We start from the raw sequence: 22,018 nt of genomic DNA, 5'->3' as shown, positions 1-22,018 counted from the left end.
CGATCCCCGACGATCGCGAACCAGAACCGTCACCGGCCGGAAACCGAACCACCTCCCCCGCCGGCACCATCCCCCGATCGGACGATGCCGAGACCACCGCCCCGGCCGATCCCCCACGGCCACCGGACGGCGAAGCTGGACCCATGCCCGAGTCCCCCGCCATCGAGGTCCAGCACCTCGGCAAGCAGTACGCCACCGGCAAACGCGCCGTGGACGACGTCTCCTTCACGATCGAGCGCGGCGAGACCTTCGCCCTCCTCGGCCCCAACGGTGCCGGCAAGTCCACGACGGTCGAGATCCTCGAGGGCTACCGCTCCCGCACCGCCGGCGACGTCCGAGTCCTCGGTCACGACCCGGCACGGACGAGCCGTAGCCACAACGCACGCATCGGCATCGTCCTGCAGACCAGCGCGGAGTCCCCGAACGTCACCGTCGCCGAGCAGCTGAACCACTTCGCCACGCTCTACCCGAAGCACCGCAGCGTCGAGGAGCTCCTCACAGCGACGGGGCTCGAGACGCAGCGCAACACCCGCATCAGCCGCTTGTCGGGTGGCCAGCGCCGTCGCGTCGACGTCGCCCTCGGCATCATCGGCCGCCCCGAGGTCCTGTTCCTCGACGAACCGACCACCGGCTTCGACCCCGAGGCCCGCCGACAGTTCTGGGACCTCCTGCGCCGGGTGCAGCACGAGGGCACGACGATCCTGCTCACCACGCACTACCTCGACGAAGCCGCCCAGCTCGCCGACCGGGCCGCGGTCATCGCCGACGGGAAGCTCCTCGACCTCGCACCCATCGACGAGATCGGCGGCGCCGAGGCCCGCACGCCCCGGGTCCGCTGGCGTGACGACGACGGCGGACACCACGACGAGCGCACGACCGACCCGACGGCGCTCATCCGCAGCAGTACCTCGCCCATGCTCGACCTCGAAGTCATCCGTCCGTCCCTCGAGGACGTCTACCTCGACATGGTGGGACAGCAGTGAAGACAGCGACCAGCCGCATCTCGTACGAGATCCGCACCTACTTCCGCGCTCCCGACGCGGTCTTCTTCACGTTCCTGTTCCCGATCATCATGCTGGCGCTCTTCTCGGTGGCGTTCTCCGGCGCGGCCGACATCCAGGCCGGCCCCGACGTCAGCGTCGACTACGCCACCTACTACCTGCCCGGCCTGGTCGCGACGGGCATCCTGCTCTCCGGCACGCAGTCCCTCGGCGTCGACATCGCCACCGAGCGCAGCGATGGCACGTTGAAGCGTCTCGGCGGCACACCGCTCCCGGTCCTGTCGTACTTCGTCGGCAAGATCGGCATGGTCCTCGTCACCACGCTCGTGCAGACCGCACTGCTGCTGGCGATCGCGAGCCTGGTGTTCGGCGTCGACCTGCCGACCGAGGCGAGCAACTGGGGTGTCTTCGCCGGGGTGATGGTCCTCGGCATCGCCACCAGCTGCGTCCTCGGCATCGCGGTCTCGGCGCTCCCCCGCGAGGGCCGGCGCGCCACCGCCACCATCGTCCCGATCGTGCTGGTGCTGCAGTTCATCTCCGGCGTCTACCTGCCCTTCACGCAGCTCCCCACCTGGTTGCAGGACGTCGCCTCCGTCTTCCCCCTGCGCTGGATGGCGTCCGGCATGCGGTCCGTCTTCCTGCCCGGTGCGTTCCAATCGGGTGAGCCGGGAGGCGCGTGGCACCTCGGCCTCGGAGCCCTCGTGTTGGCAGCGTGGCTGGTCCTGGGCACGGTGGCCTGCCTGCTGACGTTCCGTTGGAACCGCAAGGACGGCTGATGGCGCCCCGCTGGTGGGATGCTGGGCACATGAACGGCGAGACGTGGATGCGCAACCGGTGGTTGCACGTCTTCTTCGCGGGCACGATGCTCCTCACCGCCGTGATCACCGTGTTCGGGTGGTCGCCGTGGGGTACCCGCTGGCCGGCGTTCGCCGCGGTCGTGGTGCTCGTCGTCGCCTACGCCGTGCTCGGGCACCGCGGCTACGACAGCCCCCGTGCCGCCGCGGCCTTCCTGCCGCTGGTCCTCGTCGCCGCCCTGGTGTTGCCCGCCGTCGTGCCGAGCACCGCGTTCGTGCAGTGCATCGCGTTCCCGCTCGTGTGGGTGCAGTCCGAACGGGTCCGCACCGCCGTCCTGCTCTCGGTCGCGGTCGGCGTCGCGAGCGGCATCGGCCTGCAGGTCTCCGGCGGCTCGGACGCCCTCGTCAGCACCCTGCTCATCGAGGGCATCAGCGTCATCGGTGCCTGCGCGATGGGCGTGTGGATCTCGAGCGTCGCCGGCCTGTCCGAGGAGCGCCGCCAGCTCCTCGACGAACTCCGCGCCACGCAGCAGTCCCTCGCCGATGCCCACCGCAGCGCGGGCATCGCGAGCGAACGGGAGCGCCTGGCCCGCGAGATCCACGACACCGTCGCGCAGAACCTCGCCGGCATCGTCATGCTCACCGAACGTGCCCGCAAGGACCTGGCGAACGACCGCGGTGCCGCGCTCGACGAACGGCTGGCGGTCCTCGAGGAGTCGGCACGAGCGGCGCTCGAGGACTCCCGCGCCCTCATCGCCGCCGGGGTCGCCGGTGCCACGAGCGGCAGCCTGGCCGGAGCCCTGCACCGCCTGGCCGAGCGCTACACCCGCGAGACCGGCACGCCCGTCGCCGTCGACGCGACCGACGGCCCGCTCGACCGCGACGCCCAGGTCGTGCTGCTCCGGGTCGTCCAGGAGTCCCTCGCGAACATCCGTGCGCACGCCGACGCCGACTCCGTCCGCATCGTCCTGCAGCACGCGCCCGAACGGGTCGGCGTCCGTGTGACCGACGACGGCGTCGGGTTCGACAACGGCGTCCCGACGGCCGGGCACGGTCTCCGGGGCCTCCACGAACGGTTGGCGCTCTCCGGCGGCACCTGCACGATCACGAGCACCCCGGGCGGCGGCACCGTCGTCGACGCGAGCCTGCCCACCGGACCCGGACCGAGCCTCCCGTCCGCTGATCGTCACCCCGTCGCGGAGGTGACCCGGTGATCCGCGTCGTGGTCGCCGACGACCACCCGATCGTCCGGTCGGGCATCGTGGCCCTGCTGCAGGACGCCGACGACGTCGAGGTCGTCGGCCAGGCCAGTGACGGCCGCGCCGCGGTGACGGTGGCGCTGGCCGAACACCCCGACGTCGTGCTCATGGACCTCCGGATGCCCGTGCTCGACGGCGATGCGGCGACGGCGGAGATCCTCGCCGCCGAACCCGGCGTCCGCGTCCTGATCCTGACCACGTACGAGTCGGACGACCAGATCCTCGCCGCCATCGAGGCCGGCGCCACCGGCTACCTGCTCAAGGCCGCCCCCGAGTCCGAGATCCTCGCCGGCGTCCGGGCGACCGCACGGGGCGAGACGGCGCTGGCCCCCTCGGCTGCCGCAGCACTCGTCCGCCGAGCAACGGGTTCGCTCCCCGCCGCGGCCGGCCCGTCGCTGACCCCGCGCGAGCTCGACGTCCTGCGCCTCGTCGCCCAGGGCAACAGCAACCCAGCGATCGGCCGGGCGCTGTTCCTCAGCGAGGCCACGGTGAAGACCCACCTCGGCCACGTCTTCGAGAAGCTCGGCGTGAACGACCGCACCCGTGCCGTGACCCGCGCGATGGAGCTCCAGCTCCTGCCGTGAGTCCCCGGTCCGCCGGTCACCGGAAGCGGGTGTACCGTCAGGTCGTCAGCATGCTGACCATCTGAGAGGAACCACCGGAATGAGCGCTCCCGCCGCAGCACCAGCCACCACGCCGGACCGTCGTCGTTGGCTCGGCTTGGTCGTGATCAGCCTCGCCGTGGCGCTCATCATCGTCGACTCCACGATCGTCAACGTCGCGATCCCGAGCATCGTCGCCGACCTCGACATCGGCTCGACCCTGGTGCAGTGGGTGCAGGAGAGCTACACGCTCGTGTTCGCCGCCCTGCTGCTCGTCTTCGGGTCCGTGGCCGACCGGTTCGGCCGCCGACGTCTGCTCACCACCGGCGTCATCGTGTTCGCGGTGGCGTCGGTGCTCGCCGCGCTCTCGCCGACCGGTGAGCTCCTCGTCGTGTCCCGCGTGCTGCAGGGCATCGGCGGCGCGATGGTCCTGCCCACCACGCTCTCGATCCTCAACGCGACGTTCACCGGCCGGGAGCGTGGCATCGCGTTCGCCGTGTGGGGCTCGACGATCGGCGGCATGGTCGCGGTCGGCCCGCTGCTCGGCGGCTGGCTGACGACGGACTTCTCGTGGCGGTGGGCCTTCGGCATCAACGTCCCGATCGTCGCGGTCATCCTCGTCGGGCTCGCCGTCGCCGTGCGGGAGTCGCGGGATGCCCGGCACACCGGCCGCATCGACCTCGTCGGAGCGCTGCTGTCCGTGATCGCGAGTGCCGCCCTGGTGTTCGGGCTGATCGAGGGCCGCACCTACGGCTGGTGGACCCCGTCGTCGACGCCGCTCACCATCGGCTCGTGGTCGTGGGACGGCCCGGTCTCCCCGATCCCGGTCGCGTTCGTGATCGCGGTCGCTGCCGGAGCCGCCTTCGTGGTCCGTTCCCTGCGCCGGCAGCGAGCCGGACGCTCGACACTGATCGCACTCGACCTGTTCCGCATCGGCTCGTTCCGGAACGGTTCCGTCGCAGCACTCATCGTGTCGCTCGGCGAGTTCGGCATCATCCTGTCGCTGCCGCTCTGGCTGCAGAACGTGCTCGGGTACTCCGCCCTGCAGACCGGCTTCGTGCTGCTCGCACTGGCGATCGGGTCGTTCGTCGCGAGTGGGTTCGCCGCCACGGTCGGGCAACGCGTCGGAGCACTGCCGATCGTCCGGATGGGCATCGGCGCCGAGATCGTCGGGGTCGCCGCGATCGGGTTCGTCGTGACGTCGTCGACGCCGTGGTGGGCGATCGTGCCGTGTCTGTTCGTCTACGGTTTCGGCGTCGGGCTCGCGACGGCCCAGCTCACCGGTGTGGTGCTGCAGGACGCCCCGGTCGAACGCAGCGGTGAGGCGTCCGGCGCCCAGAGCACCGCGCGCCAGATCGGCTCGGCGCTCGGCATCGCCGTCCTCGGCACCGTCCTGTTCACCTCGACCGGCAGCATCCTGGAGCACCGCCTGCAGGACGCGGGCACCCCGGCCGCCACCGCGACGAAGATCGCCGACGCCGTGGTGCAGTCCTCCGGCGGAGCCATCTCCGGCCTCGACGGGGCCACGCGCGCCGACGCCGCCGACGCGTTCTCCGACGGCACCCGCGCCGCCGCCTTCTCCGCCGCCGGCTTCCTGGTCATCGGCCTCGGCGCCACCCTGCGCCTCCGGGCTCCGCGCCGCCCCGACGACGAGGACCAGGCGTGACCGGGGACCCCGTTCTGCAGCGCTCCTGACGGTTCTGGTTCACGATCCCCGAGGATTGTGAACCAGAACCGTCACCGCGCGGACACGAATCCGCGTCCCCCGCGCCGTGGACGCGACCACCGACGAAACGGGAGGCACGGTGCCTGCACGCACCGTGCCTCCCGTCCGCTCCAGCGCGCGCCCTGCCATCGCGACGCGCGCCCGCTCAGGCCCCCGCGTCCGCCTCCTGCGACCGGACGCGGAGCACCCGCGCTGTGGGGGTCGATCCACCGTTCGCGACCTCGAGCGAGCCCGAAGCGGCGTCCCACGCCACGGACCACGACCCGAGTGCCGTCGGGAACAGCGGCTCGACGACCACCGCCTGCCCGGCGAACGCCGGTAGCGGCAACGACACCGACGCCGAGTGCGACGCACCGGGCAGCGACCACACCGACAGGTACAGGTCGCCCGTGGTGGCGTGCAGGCCGAGTGCGACCCAGGGGTCCTCCCAGGCGGGCAGCCCGAGGGGCCAGACCGGGACGGACGCTCCGACGACGTCCAGGACCTGCCGGTGTGCCGCGACAGCTTCACCGACCACCGCCCGCTGCGACGGCGACATCTCGTTCAGGTACCCGGACAGGTACATCCGCCCGAGCACCCCGTTCACGAGCGACAGCGTGAACAGCTCCGGGTCCATCGTCGGCGCCGGGTACGCCCAGTTCCCCGCCTGCTCGGGCAGCATCGCGGCGGGAGCGGCGGCGGCGATCGTGGCGGACAGCACCGGGTCCTGCTGGTCCGACGTCGACTGCATGTGCAGGCGCGAGAGCATGGCCCAGTCGGCGCGCATCGCTCCCGAGGCGCAGTTCTCGATGAGCAGTGCCGGGTACCGCTCCTGCACCGCGTCGAGCCAGTCGAGCAGGGCCCGCTGGTGGTCGAGCATCCCGGCGAACGGCCCCGTCATGGTGTTGTTGTCCATCTTGAAGAACGTCACGCCGAGCTCCCCGACGAGCCGGTCGACCACCGAGTCGAGGTGTGCGCGGGCCTCCGGCGAGCGCAGGTCGAGCAGGTGCCGCCCGTGCTCCGCGACCCGGACCCCGTGGTGCTCGACGAACGCGGACGACGGCAGGGTCGAGGCCAGCGGCGAGTGGATGCCGATGACCTCGGGCTCGAGCCAGAGGCCGGCCTGCATGCCCCGTGCACGGATGTGGTGGATGACGGCCCCGAGCCCCGTCGGGAACCGCGACGCCGCTTCCTCCCACGCTCCGACGGTGTCCCACCAGTGCCCCTCGGCGTACCAGCCGGCATCGATGCAGAACAGGTCCGCGCCGGCGTCGGCGGCCGCGTCGATCAGCGGCAGGAGCTTCTCGGTGGTCGGGTCGCCCATGAGCGTGTTCATGTAGTCGTTGAACACCAGGGGCAGGGCACGGTCGGCCTCCCGCACGTGCCGGAACGCCCGACGCTGCCGGGTGAGCACCCCGAAGGCGTCGTCGATCGACGCGGCGATGCCGACGGACACCGGCACCGAGGTGAACGGCTGCTCCGGTGTGACAACGGTGGTCCACTGGTGTTCCTGGTCGGTGGGACCGCTCAGCAGCAGGTACGCGTGCCGCCGGGTCTCGCCGAGCTCGTACAACCACGGCCCGTTGTGCTCGACCTGCCAGACGAGCGCGTACCGATCCGCCCGCAGCACCCCGATCGGCAGCGCCTCGCCGGTCGACCACGAGCCGCGGTTCTGCACGACGGCGCGGCTGCGGGGCGGGTGGTGCTGGGCCTCCCGGTCGATCGCCGCGAGCCCGATCGACCGCAGCGGATCGGTCCGCCACCGGCTCTCCGCTGCCCAGTCGTTGTCGGCGTGCACGAGGGAGAGCTCGTCGACGGTGGCGCCCGAGTCGGTCAGGAACACTCCGGTCGCGAACGACGACACGAAGTCGACAACGTGCTCACCGTGCTCGGCCGACACCTCGGTCCACGTCTGGAACGCGGGCACGCCGGCGCGCGCCCGGAACACCGACTCGGCCTGGAGGCCCGTGGCCGCGTCCGCCTGCACGATCCGGAACCACAGGTCGGTCCCGTCGTCGTGCACGTGGTGCGACACGGGGCGCAGTCGCGCCCCGATCGTGGAGTCCACGTGCCGGAACCCGCCCGGGAACCGCCCGTGCCCGATCGTCGTCAGCTCCACGAGCGGCTGCGGGTCGTCCGGCCCGTCGGCGAGCGCTCCGCCGCCGGCCACGAACGACACGAGCGCCGCGGGCTGGTCCGCACCGACCCGGAACCGTGCCGCGAACCCGTCGGTGACCCAGTCGACGAACGTCGGCCCGTCGCTCATCGCGCCCCGACCGGTGCGGGCTCGCTCGACACCCAGTCCCCGATCGTGTGGTCGTAGCAGGTGGTGTTGTCGATCTTCGTCCGGTCGAGCGGCGGCCCCGCGGTGATCCGGCGCTCGGTGCGCTCCGGGTCGGGGGCGGCCTCGGCGAGCAGCCGGGTGTAGTCGTGGTGCGGGTCGAGGATGACGGCGTCCGACGGTCCCCGCTCGACGACCCGGCCGCGGTAGAGCACGAGGATCTCGTCGGAGAAGTGCCGCGCGGTCGCCAGGTCGTGCGTGATGTAGAGCACGGCGAGCTCGTCCTCGCGCTGCAGCCGGCCGAGCAGGTTGAGCACGCTCAGGCGGATCGAGACGTCGAGCATCGACACGGGTTCGTCGGCGATGAGCACCTGGGCGCCGGGGGCGAGTGCGCGGGCGATGGCGACGCGCTGCCGCTGCCCGCCGGAGAGCTCGTGCGGCCGCCGCGACGCGAAGTCCTCGTCGAGGTTCACCCGGCCGAGCAGCTCCCGCACCTTGTCGGCGGTCTCGTCGGCACCGCGGGCCCGGTGGTGCAGCTGCAGCGGTCGGGCGATGTGGTGCTCGATCGAGTGGAACGGGTTGAGCGAGGCGAACGGGTCCTGGAACACCATCTGCACGTGCCGCCGGTACATGCTGCCCTCGACGGGGGTGCCGTCCTCGAGCCGCACGTCGATCGAGCCGCGCGTCCGGGTCTCGAGCTTGGCGAGCATCCGCGCGATGGTGGACTTGCCCGAGCCGGACTCCCCCACCAGTGCGACGGTCCGGCCGGGCAGCAGGTCGAACGACACGTCGTCGACGGCCCGCAGGGTGGTGCGCTTCAGGCCCTTGCGGGTGTGGAAGTCCTTGCCGAGGTGGCTGACGGTCACACTGGTCATCGGTCCGTCTCCTGTGCTGCCTGGACCACGACGGCCCGGGTGTCGGTCTCGGGTTCGGCGCCGTCCTCGACCCCGGTGCGGATGAACGCGCCGCGGGCTCCGGACAGGCTCGGGAACGACTGCAGCAGCTTCCGCGTGTACGGGTGCTGCGGGTCGTGCTGGATCACGCTGGCGCGGTCGCACTCGACGACCTCGCCGCGGAGCATGATCGCGATCCGGTCGCTGATCTCGAGCAGCAGCGGCAGGTCGTGCGTGATGAACACGACGGCGAACCCGAGCTCGTCCCGCAGTCGGACGATCTCGCGCAGGATCTCCCGCTGCACCACGACGTCGAGCGCGGTGGTCGGCTCGTCCATGATCATGATCTGCGGTTCGAGCAGCATCGCCATCGCGATCATGACGCGCTGCCGCATGCCGCCCGACAGTTCGTGCGGGTACGCGGTGATGCGGGACGGGTCGACGCCGACGCGGCGCAGGGCGTCCTCGGCGATGGCCCGACGTTCCTTGCGGGGCATGCCCTTGCGGTGTTCGACCAGGGCGTCGTCGAGCTGGGCGCGGATCGTGGTGACCGGGTTGAGCGCGTTCATGGCCCCCTGGAACACCATCGACAGCTTCGACCACCGCACGGCCCGGAGCTGCTCGTGCGGCAGGCCGAGCAGGTCGACGTCGGTGCCGTCGCGGTCGTGGAACGTGATGCTGCCCGACGTGACCTTCGCCGGCGGCCGGTGCAGCCGGGTGATGGCGTACGCCAGGGTCGTCTTGCCGCAGCCCGACTCCCCCGCGAGTCCGAGGATCTCGCCGGGCGCCAGGGTGAGCGAGACGTCCTTGACGGCGTGCACGGGGTGCTCGGTCTCGTAGACGACGTCGAGGTGGTCGATGGTCAGCACGGCCGGGCGGCGGCCGTCGCCCGTGGCGCCGGAGGTGACCGGTCGTGCGGTGTCGGTGGCGCTCATCGGGCGACCCCCTTCGTGTCGTGACCGGCGGTGGCGACGCGGGCCGGGCCTCCCGAGCGGGCCGCACGCTTCGCACGACGGTCGCGCCGTCGCTGCGCACGCACGTTCGCGAGTCGCGGGTTGATGACCTCGTCGATCGAGAAGTTCACCAGGGACAGGCCCATGCCGAGCAGGGCGATGAGCAGGCCCGGCGGCACGAACCACCACCAGGCGCCGTTCGCCAGCGCGAAGCCGTTCTGGGCGTAGAAGAGCATGGTGCCGAGCGTCGACGAGTTCGACGCCCCGAGCCCGAGGAACGACAGCCCAGCCTCTCCGAGGATCGCGGCGATCACCGCGAACACGAACTGCGACGCGAGCACCGGCAGCAGGTTCGGCAGGATCTCGACGGCGATGACCCGCCAGGGCCGTTCGCCGGCGACCCGGGCGGCGGACACGTAGTCGCGGTTGCGGATCGACATCGTCTGCGCGCGCAGCACCCGGGCGGACCCGGCCCACGACGTGATCGCCAGGACGACGGCGATGGTCCAGAGCCCGCGAGCCTCACGCGGCACCAGACCGGAGATGACGATGACGAGCGGCAGGCCGGGGATGACGAGGAACACGTTCGAGAACAGCGAGAACGCCTCGTCCATGATCCCGCCCAGGTAGGCGCCGAGGATGCCGAAGAACGCGGACAGCACCGTGGCGAGGACGCCGACGATGAGCCCGATCTGCAGGCTGCCCCGGGTGGCGAAGGCGAGCTGCGCCAGGACGTCCTGACCGGTCTGGGTGGTGCCGAGGACGTTCGAGCCGCTCGGTCCCTGCAGCCCGGTGTCGCGGATGGTGGTCGGGTCGCCGACGAGCAGCGGTCCGATCACCCCGAACAGCGTGACGCCGGCGACGAGCGCGATGCCCGTGACGAGCCACGGGGTGAGCGTGGGGAGGAACCTGCGGATGCCGCCCTTCGACGCGCGCCGGGTGGCGATCGACGTGGTGCTGTCGGCCTCCTCGGTCAGCGCGCCGATGGTGGGCTCGGTCTCCTGCTGGATGTTGGTCATGGTCGTCTCCTCCCCTAGCTCCGGGCCCGCGTGCGCGGGTCGATCAGTCCGTACAGCAGGTCGACGACGAGGTTCGCGCCGAGGACCGCCAGGGTGATGAACAGGAAGATGCCCTGCATGAGCGCGTAGTCGTTGTTCGTCACGGCGGACAGCAGCTTCGACCCGATGCCCGGGTACGAGAACACCTGCTCGGTGACGACGGAGCCGGACACGATGAACCCGAGGGAGATCGCGAACCCGGCGACGGACGGCAGCACGGCGTTCCGGGCGGCGTAGTTCCGCAGGATCTTGCCGTCCGACAGGCCCTTCGCCTGCGCGGTGGTGATGTAGTCCTCGGACAGCGTCGACACCATCATGTTCCGCATGCCGAGCAGCCAGCCGCCGAGCGACGCGAGCACGATCGTCACCGCCGGCAGCACCCCGTACTGCACCGCCGAGACGATGAAGTCCCAGTTGAACCCGGGGGTCAGGATGACGTCGTAGCCGCCCTGCGCCGGGAACAGGTGGAGCCCGGTGGCGAAGAAGTACACCAGGATCAGCGCAAGCCAGAAGTACGGCACCGCGGCGAGCAGGGTGGTGGCCGGCACGAACGAGTCGAGCCAGGTGCCGGGCCGCCACCCGACGAAGGCCCCGAGGCCGACGCCGATGATCGCGGCCACGATGGTGGCGATCCCGACCAGGGCGATGGTCCACGGCAGCGAACTGCCGATCACCTCGGTGACGGGTGCCGGGAAGTAACTGACGGACACGCCGAGGTCACCGCGGAACACGTTGACCAGGTAGTGGCCGTACTGGGAGATGAGCGGCTCCGAGGAATCGCCACCGAGGAGCAGCTCGTACGCCTCCCGGGTCGCCGGGGTCACCTGGCCGCCGCGCTGCTGGAGCTTGGCGAGCAGGATGTCCACCGGGTTGCCGGGCAGGAGCCTGGGGATGATGAAGTTCAGCGTCAGGGCCGCCCACAGTGCGACGACGTAGAAGCCGATCTTGCGCAGGAAGTAGGTCATCGTCGAGTGCCCCTCGGTCGCGATCCCATCGGTGTCAGCCCTTCGCCGGCTTGAGCGCCTTGAAGATCTCGGCGTTGTCCGGGCTCGCCCAGACCGCCGGGAACGCGTACAGGTCGTCCTCCGTCGGCCAGCCGGTGAACTTCGCCGCGTGGAACTCGCTCGTCGTGCCGCCGGTCATCACGGGGATGTAGGGCAGGTCCTCGACGATGTGCTCCTGGATCGTGTCGAGCTCGGGCTGGGTCGCCGCGGTGTCCTCGGGGTTGATCGTGGCGAGCTTCGCGATGGCCTTGTCGACGTCGGGGTTGCTGTACCGCGAGATGTTCATCGGGGCCGCTGCACCGACCTTCGCGGTGTTGGCCGTCGTGAAGTAGTTGTTGTACAGGTAGTACGGGTTCGCCGTCGGGCCCTGGCCGAGCGAGTCGATCGCGAGCTCGAAGTTGCCCTTGGTCTTCTTGTCGGTCCACTCGTTCCACGACGACTGCTGCGCCTTGAGCTCGATGCCCGCGGCCTTGAGCTGCTGCGTCATCGTGTCGATCGCGGTGATGTAGTCGGTCCACCCGGTGACGACCTCGACCGTTAGCGACAGCTTCTTGCCGTCCTTGGCGTAGATGCCGTCGGAGCCCTTCTCCCACCCGGCGTCCTCGAGGGTCGAGGCGGCCGCGTCGGTGTCGGCGGTCTCCGGCATCACGGCCGGCTCGATGTCCTTCGAGATGGTGTCCTTCTGCGTCGTGGTGAGCGCGAAGGTCGGCGAGATCTCGCTCGCGGTGTTCTCGAACGCCAGCGAGTTGAGCTGCTTGCGGTTGATGGCGTCGGCGATGGCGTGGCGGACGGCCGGGTCGGTCTGCGGGCCGGCGCAGCCCAGGTCGGTGTTCGCGCAGGTCAGCAGGGCCATCTGGTTCTGGCCGACGGTGATGCCGTCGTAGCCGTTGTAGTTGGCGGGGATGTCGTCCATGTTCGGCACCGGGCCGGTCTGCCAGTCGATCGACCCCTGCTTCAGTGCGTCGGCGCCGGCGGTGTTGCCGGAGAGCGACAGGTAGCGGATGGTCTTCACGGCCGGGGCGCCGTCCCAGTACTTCTTGTTCGCCTCGAGGGTGAACGCCTGCGCCTTGAAGGTGCCGAGCGTGTACGGGCCGGTGCCGACGGGCTCGCGCACGACGTCGGTGGTCGGGTCGATGTCCTTCCACAGGTGCTCGGGCACGATCCAGGTCTTGCCGAGCAGGTTCGGGCCGAGCACGAACGACGGCTTGTCGAACGAGACGACCACCTTGTCGTCGCCGTCGGCCTTCGCGGTGCCGTCGTAGCCGATCGAGTTCAGGGCCTTCTGCTTCTTGAGCATGTCGAGCGTGAACACGACGTCCTTCGAGGTGAAGGGCTCGCCGTCGCTCCAGGTGGCCCCGTCGCGCAGCGTGATGGTGAGCTGCGTGCCGTCGTCGTTCCACTCGTACGACTTGCCGAGCAGCGGCTTCGGGTCCTTCGTGTTGACGTTGGTGATGAAGAAGAGCGACTCGTAGATCGTGCCGACGCCGCCGATGTTGGACGGCGACCACGGGTTGAAGTTGATCTGGTAGTCGCCGGACTGGCCGGTGTACGCCACCAGGGTCGAGGCAGCGGCGTCGTTCGTGCTGGCGGTGCCGCTGGAGCTGCAGCCGCTGAGCGCGAGGCCGGCTGCGAGGAGAACGGCGCCGCCGATGGCGAGCCGTGAACGGGTTGGGTTGAACATCGTTGTCCTCTCGGTCTGCGTCGTCGCAGGGTCCACGTTGTGAGCGTGATTGTTACACGCGTAAACTAAGGCGGTCAAGGGGTCGGGTCACGGCCCCGTAACGATGAGGAGACGCAATGGAGCGGACCACCCTGGACGGCACGTGGACCCTCGAGGCGGTGACCGGGCCCGAGCAGTCGGCGGAGCACCGCGAACCGATCGAGGCGCAGGTCCCCGGCTGCGTGCACACCGACCTGCTGCGGGCCGGCCGGATCCCCGACCCGTTCGACGGTGACGGCGAGGCCGCCACGCAGTGGATCGGTGACACCGTCTGGCGCTACCGCCGCACGTTCGAGTGGACCGCGCCGGACGAGACCCGCCACGACCTCGTCGCCGAGGGTCTCGACACCCTCGCCACCATCGAGCTCAACGGCATCGTCGTCGCGACCACCGCCAACCAGCACCGCTCGTACCGGTTCCCCGTCGGGCACCTGCTCCGACCGGGCACGAACGAGCTCGTCGTCACGTTCGACGCGCCGGTCCCCGCAGCCGAGCGCCTGTCCGCCCTGCACGGCGGCGAGCTGCCCCACGTCAACCACCACCCCTACAACGCGCTCCGCAAGAACGCGTCGAACTTCGGGTGGGACTGGGGCGTCGACGTCGCCACGAGCGGCATCTGGAAGTCGATCGGCATCGAGTCCTGGAGCGGCGTCCGCATCGCGGCCGTCCGCCCGCTCGTCGACCTCGACGGCACCACCGGGGTGCTGACGGCCCACGTCGACGTCGAGCACGCCGGTTCCACGGGCTCGTTCTCGCAGGCGATCGGCAGCGCGCCCGTCGCGTCCGCGGACGGTTCCGCGGGCACCGGCCTGGAGGCCCGGATCACCCTGGCCCCGCACCCCGCGTCCGCCGGACACACCGGTTCCGACACCGCCGGCCGGGTTGTCGGCGCGCGCCCCGTCCTCGACGGCGCCGCGACCGTCCGCCTCGAGGTCCCCGACGTCGCCGTCTGGTGGCCCCGCGGCGAGGGCGACCAGCCGCTGTACGACGTCCGGGTCGAGGTCGGCGACGACGTGTGGACCGGCCGCGTGGGCTTCCGCACGGTCACGCTCGACACCGCCGCCGACGCCGGCGGCGCGCCGTTCCTGCTCCGCGTGAACGGCCGTCCGGTCATGGTGCGCGGGGCGAACTGGATCCCCGACCACGCCTACCTGACCGAGATGACGCCCGAGCGCTACGCGGACCGGATCCAGGACGCGATCGACGCGAACATGAACCTGCTCCGCATCTGGGGCGGCGGCATCTACGAGTCCGACGACCTGTACGACCGGTGCGACGAGCTCGGCGTCCTGGTGTGGCAGGACTTCCTGTTCGCCTGTGCCGCCTACGCCGAGGAGCCCTGGCTCGCCGACGAGGTCGAGCCCGAGGTCCGCGAGGCCGTCACCCGCCTCAGCCCGCACCCGTCGCTCGTGGTGTGGAACGGCAACAACGAGAACCTCGTCGCCTACGCCGAGTGGGGCTGGCGGCCGTCGCTCGTCGGCCGCACCTGGGGCAACGGCTACTACCGTTCCCTGCTGCCGGCGGTCGTCGCCGAGCTGGACCCGACCCGGCCGTACACGCCGGGCAGCCCGTTCTCGTTCGACGAGTACCTGACGCCGAACGACCAGCGGAACGGCAGCGTGCACATCTGGGACGTCTGGAACCGGCTCGACTACCGCGCCTACGCCGACTGGGAGCCGCGGTTCGTCGCCGAGTTCGGGTTCCAGGGTCCGCCGGCGTGGTCGACCCTGACCGCGGTGGTGCACGACGAGCCCCTCGACCCGGACGGCCACGAGATGCTCGTGCACCAGAAGGCCGACCAGGGCAACCGGAAGCTCGCCGACGGCATGCGGGGGCACCTGCCCGAGCCGACCTCCATCGAGGACTGGCACTTCGCCGCGCAGCTCAACCAGGCGCACGCGATCCGCTTCGGCATGGAGTGGTTCCGCTCCCGCACGCCCGACAACACCGGCATGGTCGTCTGGCAGCTCAACGACGACTGGCCCGTGGTGTCCTGGGCCCTCGTCGACCACGCCGGCATCCGGAAGCCCGTCTGGTACGCCGTCCGGCAGGCCTACCAGCCCGTGCTGCTCACCGTCCAGCCGTCGTCCGGTGCCCAGGGCGGTGACGGCGACGGCGACGGAGGTCTCGACGTCGTCCTCGTCAACGCGTCCGGGGCGTCGGTCGCCGACGAAGTCACCGTCTCCCGTGTGGCCTTCGACGGCACCGTGCTCGAGTCGTCGTCGTTCATGCTCGCGGCCGCCCCCGCCGATGCCGACCGGGTGCAGCTGCCGTCGTCGCTCGCGGCACCGGGCGACCCCGGTTCCGAGGTCCTCGTCGTCACGGGAGCCGGCACCCGCACCGTGCACGACTTCGCCGAGGTCGTCGACCAGGCACTCGAGCCCTCGCCCCTGTCCACAGTGGTGTCGGCGACGGAGGACGGCGCAACGGTCACCGTGACGGCGACGGCGTACGCGCGCGACGTCTCGCTGTTCCCCGACCGCGTCAATTCGGCCGCCCGCGTCGACGACGGGTTGGTGTCCCTGCTCCCCGGCGAGTCGGTGACCTTCACGGTGACGAGTGCGCCGGGCATCGCTGCACAGGAGCTCGTCCACCCGCTCGTCCTCCGCCACGCGGGTTCGCTGCTGCCCTGACCCGGGCGCCCTAGGGGGGACGGCGACGTGCCCTCGCGCCGCTGACGGTTCCGGTTCACGATCCCCCGGGTTCGCGAACCGGAACCGTCACCCGAGCACGCCCGTACACCTCCGCTGCACCCGCACCACCGCCACCCACACCGCACCACCCGCAGCACCGCCACCCCGCACCCGGCACCCGGCACCCGGCACCCGGCACCCGGCAGCACCGTCGCTCGCACCGGCACCACTCCCACCCGCAATACCGCAGCCCGCAGCCCGCAGCACCGCAGCCCGCGGACGGAGGGGCCGTCCCGCACCGCCGCCTCGTTCACCGCGCGACACCCCACACCGAGCGCCCCGGGACGGACATTTCCTCTCGACGCGTGACGGTTCTGGTTCACGATCGCCGAGGATCGCGAACCAGAACCGTCACGTCACCGATCAGGAAACGCCTCCCCCGCCGAAGGAGCGGCTGACGGCGCTCAGTCGATCGCGCGGAGCTCCAGCACGATCGCGGTCGCGGGTGCGAGCAGCGGGAGCCGTGCGCCGACGTCCTCGAGCACGGCGCCGGTCAGTTCCAGGTGTCCGCGCACGAGCCACTCCGGCGGCACCATGTCGAGCCCACGCGGGACAGCGAGCCCGGACACCGGAGCGAGCCGGTAGCGCCGCGACCGGTCGAGTCCGCGCACCCGGAGCGGCACCGGCAACGACCTCGGCCCCGTCTCCGTCCGCGCCACCCGCACCAGCGCACGCGAACGGTCGGTGGCCACGACCGACGTCGCCACCGTTCCCGGGTCCCCGAGGTCCAGGTGCCGCAGCCGCCCGGAGTGCAGCAGCCCGCGCTCCCGTCTGTACAGCGCCGTCCAGGCCCGGAGCCGGTCGAGTTCCTCGGGCGACAGCTTCGTGATGTCGGTCTCGATGCCGGCCGAGCCGAACAACGACACCGCCATCCGGAAGTCCAGGTCGAGGTGCCGGCCCGTGGTGTGCGAGACCTCCGGCCCGACGTGCGAGCCGATCAGCTCGAGCGGGAGCAGCGCCTCGGTCCACCGCTGGATCGGCAGTCGCTCGAAGGCGTCGTTCGAGTCCGACGGCCAGACCCGGTCGGTGCGCTCGAGCACGCCGAGGTCGATCCGGGCACCGCCGCTCGCGCACGCCTCGATCTCGAGCCACGGGTGCCGCGCACGCAGCTCGTCCATCAACGCGTACACGCCGCGGGTGTGCGCGTCGATGCCGGCGCGTCCCGCGTGCACCGCGTGCACGATGTCCCGGTTCTGGTCCCACTTCACGAAGTCGACGTGGTGCTCACCGATCACCCGGGACATGCTCTCGAGCACGTGGTGCCGGGCCAGTGGGTTCGCCATGTCGAGCACGTACTGGTTCCGCCACGTGCGGACGTCGTCCTCGGGGCGCTGCAGCATCCACTCGGGGTGTGCCACCGCCAGGTCGGACACCGGGCTGACCATCTCGGGCTCGAACCACAGCCCGAACTCCATGCCGAGCGCACGCACCCGGTCGACGAGCGGTGCCAGCCCGTCCGGCCACACGGTCGGATCAACGCGCCAGTCCCCGAGCGAGGTCGAGTCCGACCGCCGGCCGAGGAACCACCCGTCGTCGAGCACGAACCGCTCGACGCCGATGTCCGCCGCCGTCTCGGCCAGGGCCACCAGGGGCTCGAGCTCCTGCCGGTAGTAGACGGCCTCCCACGTGTTGAGCACCACGGGCCGGGGTCGTCGCGGGTGCCCCGGGCGGCTGCGCAACGAGTCGTGCAGGCGGTCGGACAGCCCGTCGATCCCGGTGTCGCTCCAGACGAAGACGGCGTCGGGGGCGGCGAACGACTCCCCCTCGCCGAGCACGACCTCGCCGGCGCGCAGCAGTTCTCCGGCACCGAGCAGCGGTCGCGCCTCGGCGAGCTGGTCGTACCGGTACACGGAGTCCGCGCTCCAGGCCAGGTGCACCGCCCACAGCTCGCCCTCGGCGTCCGAGAACCCGGGCGTCCCGAGCACGAGCAACGTCGGCGAGTCGTGGCCGGTCCGCCCGCGACGGCTCTCCCGCGCGTGGCTCCCGGCGGTCGCTGCCCGGCGCTGCGGTGTGCGCTCACGGGTCCACCGTCCGCCCAGGTCGAGCACCTCGGTGATCCGCTCCCCCACCGGCAGCGTCGCCTCGAGCGCCTGCACGTGCACGGGTTCGGCATGCGTGTTCGTCACCGTGTGCCGCACCCGCAGCACCCCGGCGGTGTCGAGCGCGAACTCGCTCCGGAGCGCCACCGAGTCCGACTCCGCGGTCAGGACGATCCGCTGTTCGTCCGCGACGGAGACGACAGCCGTGGCGACCTCACGCCACCGCGGCACGAGCGGCAGCCCGTCCACGTGCCCCGCGATCCCCGGTCGCCCCTCCCACCCGTCGCGCTCGGTCGGCAGCACCGTGAGCGGCCACCGCGCGTCGAGCGCACTCGGTCCGAGCGGCCGGCCGAGTGCGAGCAGCAGGTCGGCCGCGTCGTCCGGCGCGACGGGCCCGACGTCCCGACCCCAGTGCAGCACCTCGGGCAGCCCGTCCGCAGCGGAGGCCAGCACCAGCGACACCCCGGCTGATCGCAGCACGTGCACGCGTCGATCGCCTGCACCGACGGCTGTCGACTCGCGCTCCACGACGGTCACGAGGCCCGCTCCTCGCGCAGCACGCGGACGCGTCCGGCCGGCACGACGGTGTCCGGCCCGTGGCCGGACCCGTCGAGCAGGTCCGTGCCGGACGCGACGACCGTGACGTCGTCAGCGCGGTGGTTGACGAGGAACAGGAAGGCGGAGCCGTCGTCGCCGACGCGACGCACCGCCTCCAGGCCGGGAGGCCCGGTGACCGTCCGCAGGATCCCCCGCTCCGCGATCACCCCGTCCACGAGCCGTTGGATGCTGTCGTCCGCGAGCATCGCGGACACGTACCAGGCGCCGCCGCCGACGGCGCGGCGCGTGACGGCGGGCCGGCCCGCGAGCGGGCCGTCGGTGTAGCGGAGCACGGACTCGGCGTCCTCGAGGACGACCGCCTCGGCCCAGTCGGTGACGACCTCGCCGTCGTCGAGGGTCCAGCGTTCATCGCGCTGGAGCGGGGTGAACTCCTCGCTCCAGGCACCGAGCACCTCGCGGAACGCGCCCGGGTAGCCGCCGGTGCGGATGCGGGCTGTCTCGTCGGCGACGCCGGACAGGTACGTGACGATCAGGGTCGCGCCGCGGTCCACCACGGCGGACAGCCGCGCGGCGGTCGCATCGTCGACGATGAGCATCGTCGGCACGACGACCACGTCGTAGCCGTCCAGGTCGGCGTCGGCGGGGACCACGTCCGTCAGCACCTGCCGGTCGTGGAACGCGCGGTGCCAGGCGCGGAGCTCCCGGCCGTAGCGCAGGCCCCGGTGCGGCTTGAGCCCCGACTGCACGGCCCACCCGGAGGCCTCGTCCACGACAATCGCGACCAGGGCCGGCTCGACGCGGGTGCCCTGCACGGGGGCGAGGTCCTGCAGCGCCCGGCCGAGGGCGAGCACCTCGCGCCAGATACGTGTGCGGGTGCCGGCGTGCGGGAGCATCGCCGAGTGGAACTGCTCCGCACCCGCGGTGGAGGCCCGCCACTGGAAGAACAGCGCCCCGTCGGACCCGTGCGCGACGTGCGCCAGGGCGTTCCGGACGAGCTCGGCCGGTTCCTTGGCGCGGTTGCGCTGCTGCCAGCTCGGGCCACCCGTCGAATGCTCCATGAGCAGCCAGGGACGACGGTCCGCCGACATCCCGCGCATCCGGTCACCGGCCAGCGCGAGGTCCTGCTCGCGGCGGGCGTCGTCGACGAGCGTGTAGTGGTCGTTCGCGACGATCGCCACGTGCTTCACCCACCCGGCGTAGTCGACGACCTGCGACCCGGCGCCCACCATGAAGTTCGTCGTCACCGGCACGTCCGAGTGCTGCTCGATGACGGCCTTCTCGGCGTCGTACTGGCGGAGCAGCGCGTCGGACGAGTACCGCTCGAAGTCCAGCGCGAGCCCGGGGTTCGGCGCCCCACCGACACCGCGCGGCGGCGAGACCTCGTCGAACGAGGTGTACGTGTGCCCCCAGAAGGCCGTGCCCCAGGCATCGTTCGCGGCCCCGACGTCGCCGTACTTCGCCACGAGCCAGTGCCGGAAGTCCGCTGCCGACTCCTCGCAGTAGCACCGGCCGTTGCCGCCGCCGAGCTCGTTGCTCACGTGCCAGAGCCGCACGGCGGGGTGCCGGCCGTACCGCTCCGCCAGCGCGTCGACCATGCGGAGCGCGTGCTCGCGGAACAGCTCGGAGGCCGGGCACCACCCGAGTCGTCCACCCGGTCGCTCTCGCCGCTCCGTGGCGTCCACCGGGAGGATCTCCGGGTGTGCGGTCAGCAGCCAGTTCGGCGGGGCAGCGGTCGGCGTCGCGAGGTCCACCGCGATGCCGTTTTCGTGCAGCAGCGCGAGGACGTCGTCGAGCCACTCCCACGTGAAGTCCCCCGGCGACCGCTCGAGCAGTGCCCACGAGAACACCCCGACGGTGACCAGGTTCACCCCGGCCTCGCGCATCAGGCGAACATCGTCGAGCCAGGTCTCCCGGGGCCACTGTTCGGGGCTGTAGTCGCCGCCGAACGACAGGCCGTCGGTCGGCCACGGGACGGTGGGGGCAGCGGTCACGGCATCTCCTTCGATGGTGTGGACCGCTCAAGCCTCCCGTCTGCGTCGACGTTTGTCAACGTGTGTAACTAACGCGTCGAAACCTCTGCCTGATCCCTCGACCGTTCACTCCCCCAGCAGCCGACGGATGGCGAGGACCGCCCCGGCACGTGCCCACTCCGAGAACTCGAACGGCTGCACCTCCACCGTGACCGGCTCGGTGTACGGCGCCAGTGCGGCTCGCATCGACTCGTCCACGGTCGCCCGCGCCAGGTCGTACACGGGCAGCCCGTCACCGGTCAGCACGATCGCCGAGGGGTCCGCGATGTGCACCGCGGTGGCCAGCAGGACCCCGAGGGCGCGGCCGGCATCCTCGAACGCAGCGAGGGCGCTCTCGTCGCCGTCCCGCGCGAGCTCGACCACCTGGTCGTAGGTCTTCCCCTCGTGGCCGGCGTTCCGCACGATGACCGGGCTGGGAAGGTAGCTCGAGGCGCACCCGGCGTGACCGAGGCCACAGTCCGGACCTCCCCCGAGGACTGGAAGGTGCCCGATGCGCCCCAGTCGCCCGTGCTCCCCGGTGGAGACCTGCCCGTTCGCGATGAGCCCGAGGCCCAGGCCCTCACCGACCGTCACGAGCACCATCGACCCGCGACCGGCACCCGCACCGAACCAGTGCTCCTTCGCCGTGAGCGCATGGACGTCGTTCGCGGTGAACGTGGCGATGCCCGTCCGCTCCTCGAGCATCCGGGCGAAGGGCACCTCGTGCCACCCGAGGAACACCGACGCCGCGACGACGGACTCCCCCGCCCGCACCATGACGTCGCCGGGCAGCGAGACCCCGATCGCACAGATGGCCGGGTGCGCATCCCGGAGCCGATCGAGCACCATCGTGATCTGCTCCGCGAGCGACTCGGCGGCGGTGTCGTCGATCGCTTCTTGGTGCAGGGCGAGGACCCGGCCACCCAAGTCCGTGACCGCGGCGTACAGACGGTCCTTCGTGAGCTTGATGCCGAGGAACTCCCACTGCCCGCTGCTCACCTGCAGGAGCTCCGACGGGCGGCCGGTGGCGCCGCGAACATCAGTGCCGACCTCGACCACGAGCCGCTGTGACACGAGGATGCGCATGGCTCGGGTGAGGCTCGCCCGTGAGAGCCCGAGTGACCGGGCGATCTCGGCACGGGAGAGGACCCCGTGGATGAGGATCTCCCGCAGCGCCAGTCGGGAGCCGTCGGGCAGGGCCGGCCAGGCTTCGGTCATCGTTCCTCCGTCGTCGGCTGATCCTACGGCCTGACCGGTCCCCTTCGACAAGGACCCAGAACGGGCCGCAAACGCAGAAAACCCCTGACCACGAATGGTCAGGGGCTCCCTGGTTCTTACTACGTTAAGTCCGGCGGCGTCCTACTCTCCCACAAGGTCCCCCTTGCAGTACCATCGGCGCTGAGAGGCTTAGCTTCCGGGTTCGGAATGTGACCGGGCGTTTCCCTCTCG

At 71.4% G+C, this 22,018-nt stretch carries 15 protein-coding genes and 1 rRNA gene; 6 read left to right on the top strand and 10 right to left on the bottom strand.

All coding sequences use genetic code 11. From position 1 onward, the window contains the following. The first annotated feature begins 143 nt into the window (after nt 1-143). From DEJ05_RS13005 to DEJ05_RS12985, 5 genes are all read left to right on the top strand, one after another. Complete coding sequence (locus DEJ05_RS13005; protein ID WP_181440724.1) at nt 144-983, top strand: ABC transporter ATP-binding protein; 840 nt, start codon at nt 144-146, stop codon at nt 981-983. Beyond that, the gene (locus tag DEJ05_RS13000) at nt 980-1,777 is read left to right on the top strand and encodes an ABC transporter permease (RefSeq protein WP_111110595.1); all 798 of its coding nucleotides are present in this window, start codon (nt 980-982) and stop codon (nt 1,775-1,777) included. Before DEJ05_RS13005 ends, DEJ05_RS13000 begins: the two co-directional genes overlap by 4 nt. Nucleotides 1,778-1,806: 29 nt before the next feature. Then, nucleotides 1,807-3,009, top strand: coding sequence for a sensor histidine kinase (locus DEJ05_RS12995; RefSeq protein ID WP_146245102.1), 1,203 nt, complete (start codon nt 1,807-1,809; stop codon nt 3,007-3,009). Continuing rightward, nucleotides 3,006-3,638 carry a response regulator transcription factor gene (locus DEJ05_RS12990; RefSeq protein WP_111110593.1) on the top strand — a complete coding sequence of 211 codons (633 nt, stop codon included), beginning with the start codon at nt 3,006-3,008 and terminating at the stop codon, nt 3,636-3,638. Before DEJ05_RS12995 ends, DEJ05_RS12990 begins: the two co-directional genes overlap by 4 nt. A 79-nt stretch (nt 3,639-3,717) precedes the next feature. Beyond that, nucleotides 3,718-5,322 carry an MFS transporter gene (locus DEJ05_RS12985; RefSeq protein WP_111110592.1) on the top strand — a complete coding sequence of 535 codons (1,605 nt, stop codon included), beginning with the start codon at nt 3,718-3,720 and terminating at the stop codon, nt 5,320-5,322. A gap of 205 nt (nt 5,323-5,527) precedes the next feature. Here DEJ05_RS12985 and DEJ05_RS12980 read toward each other — a convergent pair whose 3' ends face one another. From DEJ05_RS12980 to DEJ05_RS12955, 6 genes are read right to left on the bottom strand one after another with little or no spacing between them, the layout of a single operon-like run. Then, complete coding sequence (locus DEJ05_RS12980) at nt 5,528-7,627, bottom strand: glycoside hydrolase family 36 protein (RefSeq protein ID WP_111110591.1); 2,100 nt, start codon at nt 7,625-7,627, stop codon at nt 5,528-5,530. Further along, complete coding sequence (locus tag DEJ05_RS12975; RefSeq protein ID WP_111110590.1) at nt 7,624-8,517, bottom strand: ABC transporter ATP-binding protein; 894 nt, start codon at nt 8,515-8,517, stop codon at nt 7,624-7,626. Before DEJ05_RS12975 ends, DEJ05_RS12980 begins: the two co-directional genes overlap by 4 nt. Continuing rightward, nucleotides 8,514-9,470 carry an ABC transporter ATP-binding protein gene (locus DEJ05_RS12970; RefSeq protein WP_111110589.1) on the bottom strand — a complete coding sequence of 319 codons (957 nt, stop codon included), beginning with the start codon at nt 9,468-9,470 and terminating at the stop codon, nt 8,514-8,516. Before DEJ05_RS12970 ends, DEJ05_RS12975 begins: the two co-directional genes overlap by 4 nt. Further along, complete coding sequence (locus DEJ05_RS12965; protein ID WP_111023919.1) at nt 9,467-10,507, bottom strand: ABC transporter permease; 1,041 nt, start codon at nt 10,505-10,507, stop codon at nt 9,467-9,469. Before DEJ05_RS12965 ends, DEJ05_RS12970 begins: the two co-directional genes overlap by 4 nt. Before the next feature lie 14 nt (nt 10,508-10,521). Further along, complete coding sequence (locus DEJ05_RS12960) at nt 10,522-11,511, bottom strand: ABC transporter permease (RefSeq protein WP_071247140.1); 990 nt, start codon at nt 11,509-11,511, stop codon at nt 10,522-10,524. 34 nt (nt 11,512-11,545) lie between these two features. Then, nucleotides 11,546-13,231: an ABC transporter substrate-binding protein gene (locus DEJ05_RS12955; RefSeq protein ID WP_111110588.1), complete on the bottom strand. Its 1,686-nt coding sequence runs from the start codon at nt 13,229-13,231 to the stop codon at nt 11,546-11,548. A 116-nt stretch (nt 13,232-13,347) separates the two neighbouring features. Between DEJ05_RS12955 and DEJ05_RS12950 the strand changes: the two genes are divergently transcribed. Then, entirely contained in the window at nt 13,348-15,903 is a 2,556-nt protein-coding gene (locus DEJ05_RS12950) for a glycoside hydrolase family 2 protein (protein ID WP_111110587.1), read from the top strand. A gap of 464 nt (nt 15,904-16,367) precedes the next feature. On the opposite strand, the gene DEJ05_RS12945 is transcribed toward DEJ05_RS12950, so the two are convergent. The 4 genes from DEJ05_RS12945 to rrf form a co-directional block, all read right to left on the bottom strand. After that, a complete protein-coding gene (locus tag DEJ05_RS12945) occupies nt 16,368-18,539 on the bottom strand; it encodes an alpha-galactosidase (protein WP_258376150.1) in 2,172 nt (723 codons plus the stop codon). Beyond that, complete coding sequence (locus DEJ05_RS12940; protein WP_111110586.1) at nt 18,536-20,551, bottom strand: beta-galactosidase; 2,016 nt, start codon at nt 20,549-20,551, stop codon at nt 18,536-18,538. Before DEJ05_RS12940 ends, DEJ05_RS12945 begins: the two co-directional genes overlap by 4 nt. A gap of 105 nt (nt 20,552-20,656) precedes the next feature. After that, nucleotides 20,657-21,787: an ROK family transcriptional regulator gene (locus DEJ05_RS12935; protein WP_111110585.1), complete on the bottom strand. Its 1,131-nt coding sequence runs from the start codon at nt 21,785-21,787 to the stop codon at nt 20,657-20,659. 128 nt (nt 21,788-21,915) lie between these two features. Continuing rightward, nucleotides 21,916-22,018, bottom strand: a 5S ribosomal RNA gene (rrf, locus tag DEJ05_RS12930); the annotation flags it as partial.

This window comes from Curtobacterium sp. MCLR17_045, assembly GCF_003234405.1.
Classification (GTDB): Bacteria; Actinomycetota; Actinomycetes; order Actinomycetales; family Microbacteriaceae; genus Curtobacterium; species Curtobacterium flaccumfaciens.
This window is presented reverse-complemented; position numbering and strand designations above follow the sequence as displayed.

Excerpts from the sequence above, each read along its gene's own strand:
- DEJ05_RS13005 (WP_181440724.1), top strand. The coding sequence starts at position 144 with ATGCCCGAGTCCCCCGCCATCGAGGTCCAGCACCTCGGCAAGCAGTAC.
- DEJ05_RS12995 (WP_146245102.1), top strand. The coding sequence starts at position 1,807 with ATGAACGGCGAGACGTGGATGCGCAACCGGTGGTTGCACGTCTTCTTC.
- DEJ05_RS12985 (WP_111110592.1), top strand. The coding sequence starts at position 3,718 with ATGAGCGCTCCCGCCGCAGCACCAGCCACCACGCCGGACCGTCGTCGT.
- DEJ05_RS12980 (WP_111110591.1), bottom strand. The coding sequence starts at position 7,627 with ATGAGCGACGGGCCGACGTTCGTCGACTGGGTCACCGACGGGTTCGCG.
- DEJ05_RS12975 (WP_111110590.1), bottom strand. The coding sequence starts at position 8,517 with ATGACCAGTGTGACCGTCAGCCACCTCGGCAAGGACTTCCACACCCGC.
- DEJ05_RS12970 (WP_111110589.1), bottom strand. The coding sequence starts at position 9,470 with ATGAGCGCCACCGACACCGCACGACCGGTCACCTCCGGCGCCACGGGC.
- DEJ05_RS12965 (WP_111023919.1), bottom strand. The coding sequence starts at position 10,507 with ATGACCAACATCCAGCAGGAGACCGAGCCCACCATCGGCGCGCTGACC.
- DEJ05_RS12960 (WP_071247140.1), bottom strand. The coding sequence starts at position 11,511 with ATGACCTACTTCCTGCGCAAGATCGGCTTCTACGTCGTCGCACTGTGG.
- DEJ05_RS12955 (WP_111110588.1), bottom strand. The coding sequence starts at position 13,231 with ATGTTCAACCCAACCCGTTCACGGCTCGCCATCGGCGGCGCCGTTCTC.
- DEJ05_RS12950 (WP_111110587.1), top strand. The coding sequence starts at position 13,348 with ATGGAGCGGACCACCCTGGACGGCACGTGGACCCTCGAGGCGGTGACC.
- DEJ05_RS12935 (WP_111110585.1), bottom strand. The coding sequence starts at position 21,787 with ATGACCGAAGCCTGGCCGGCCCTGCCCGACGGCTCCCGACTGGCGCTG.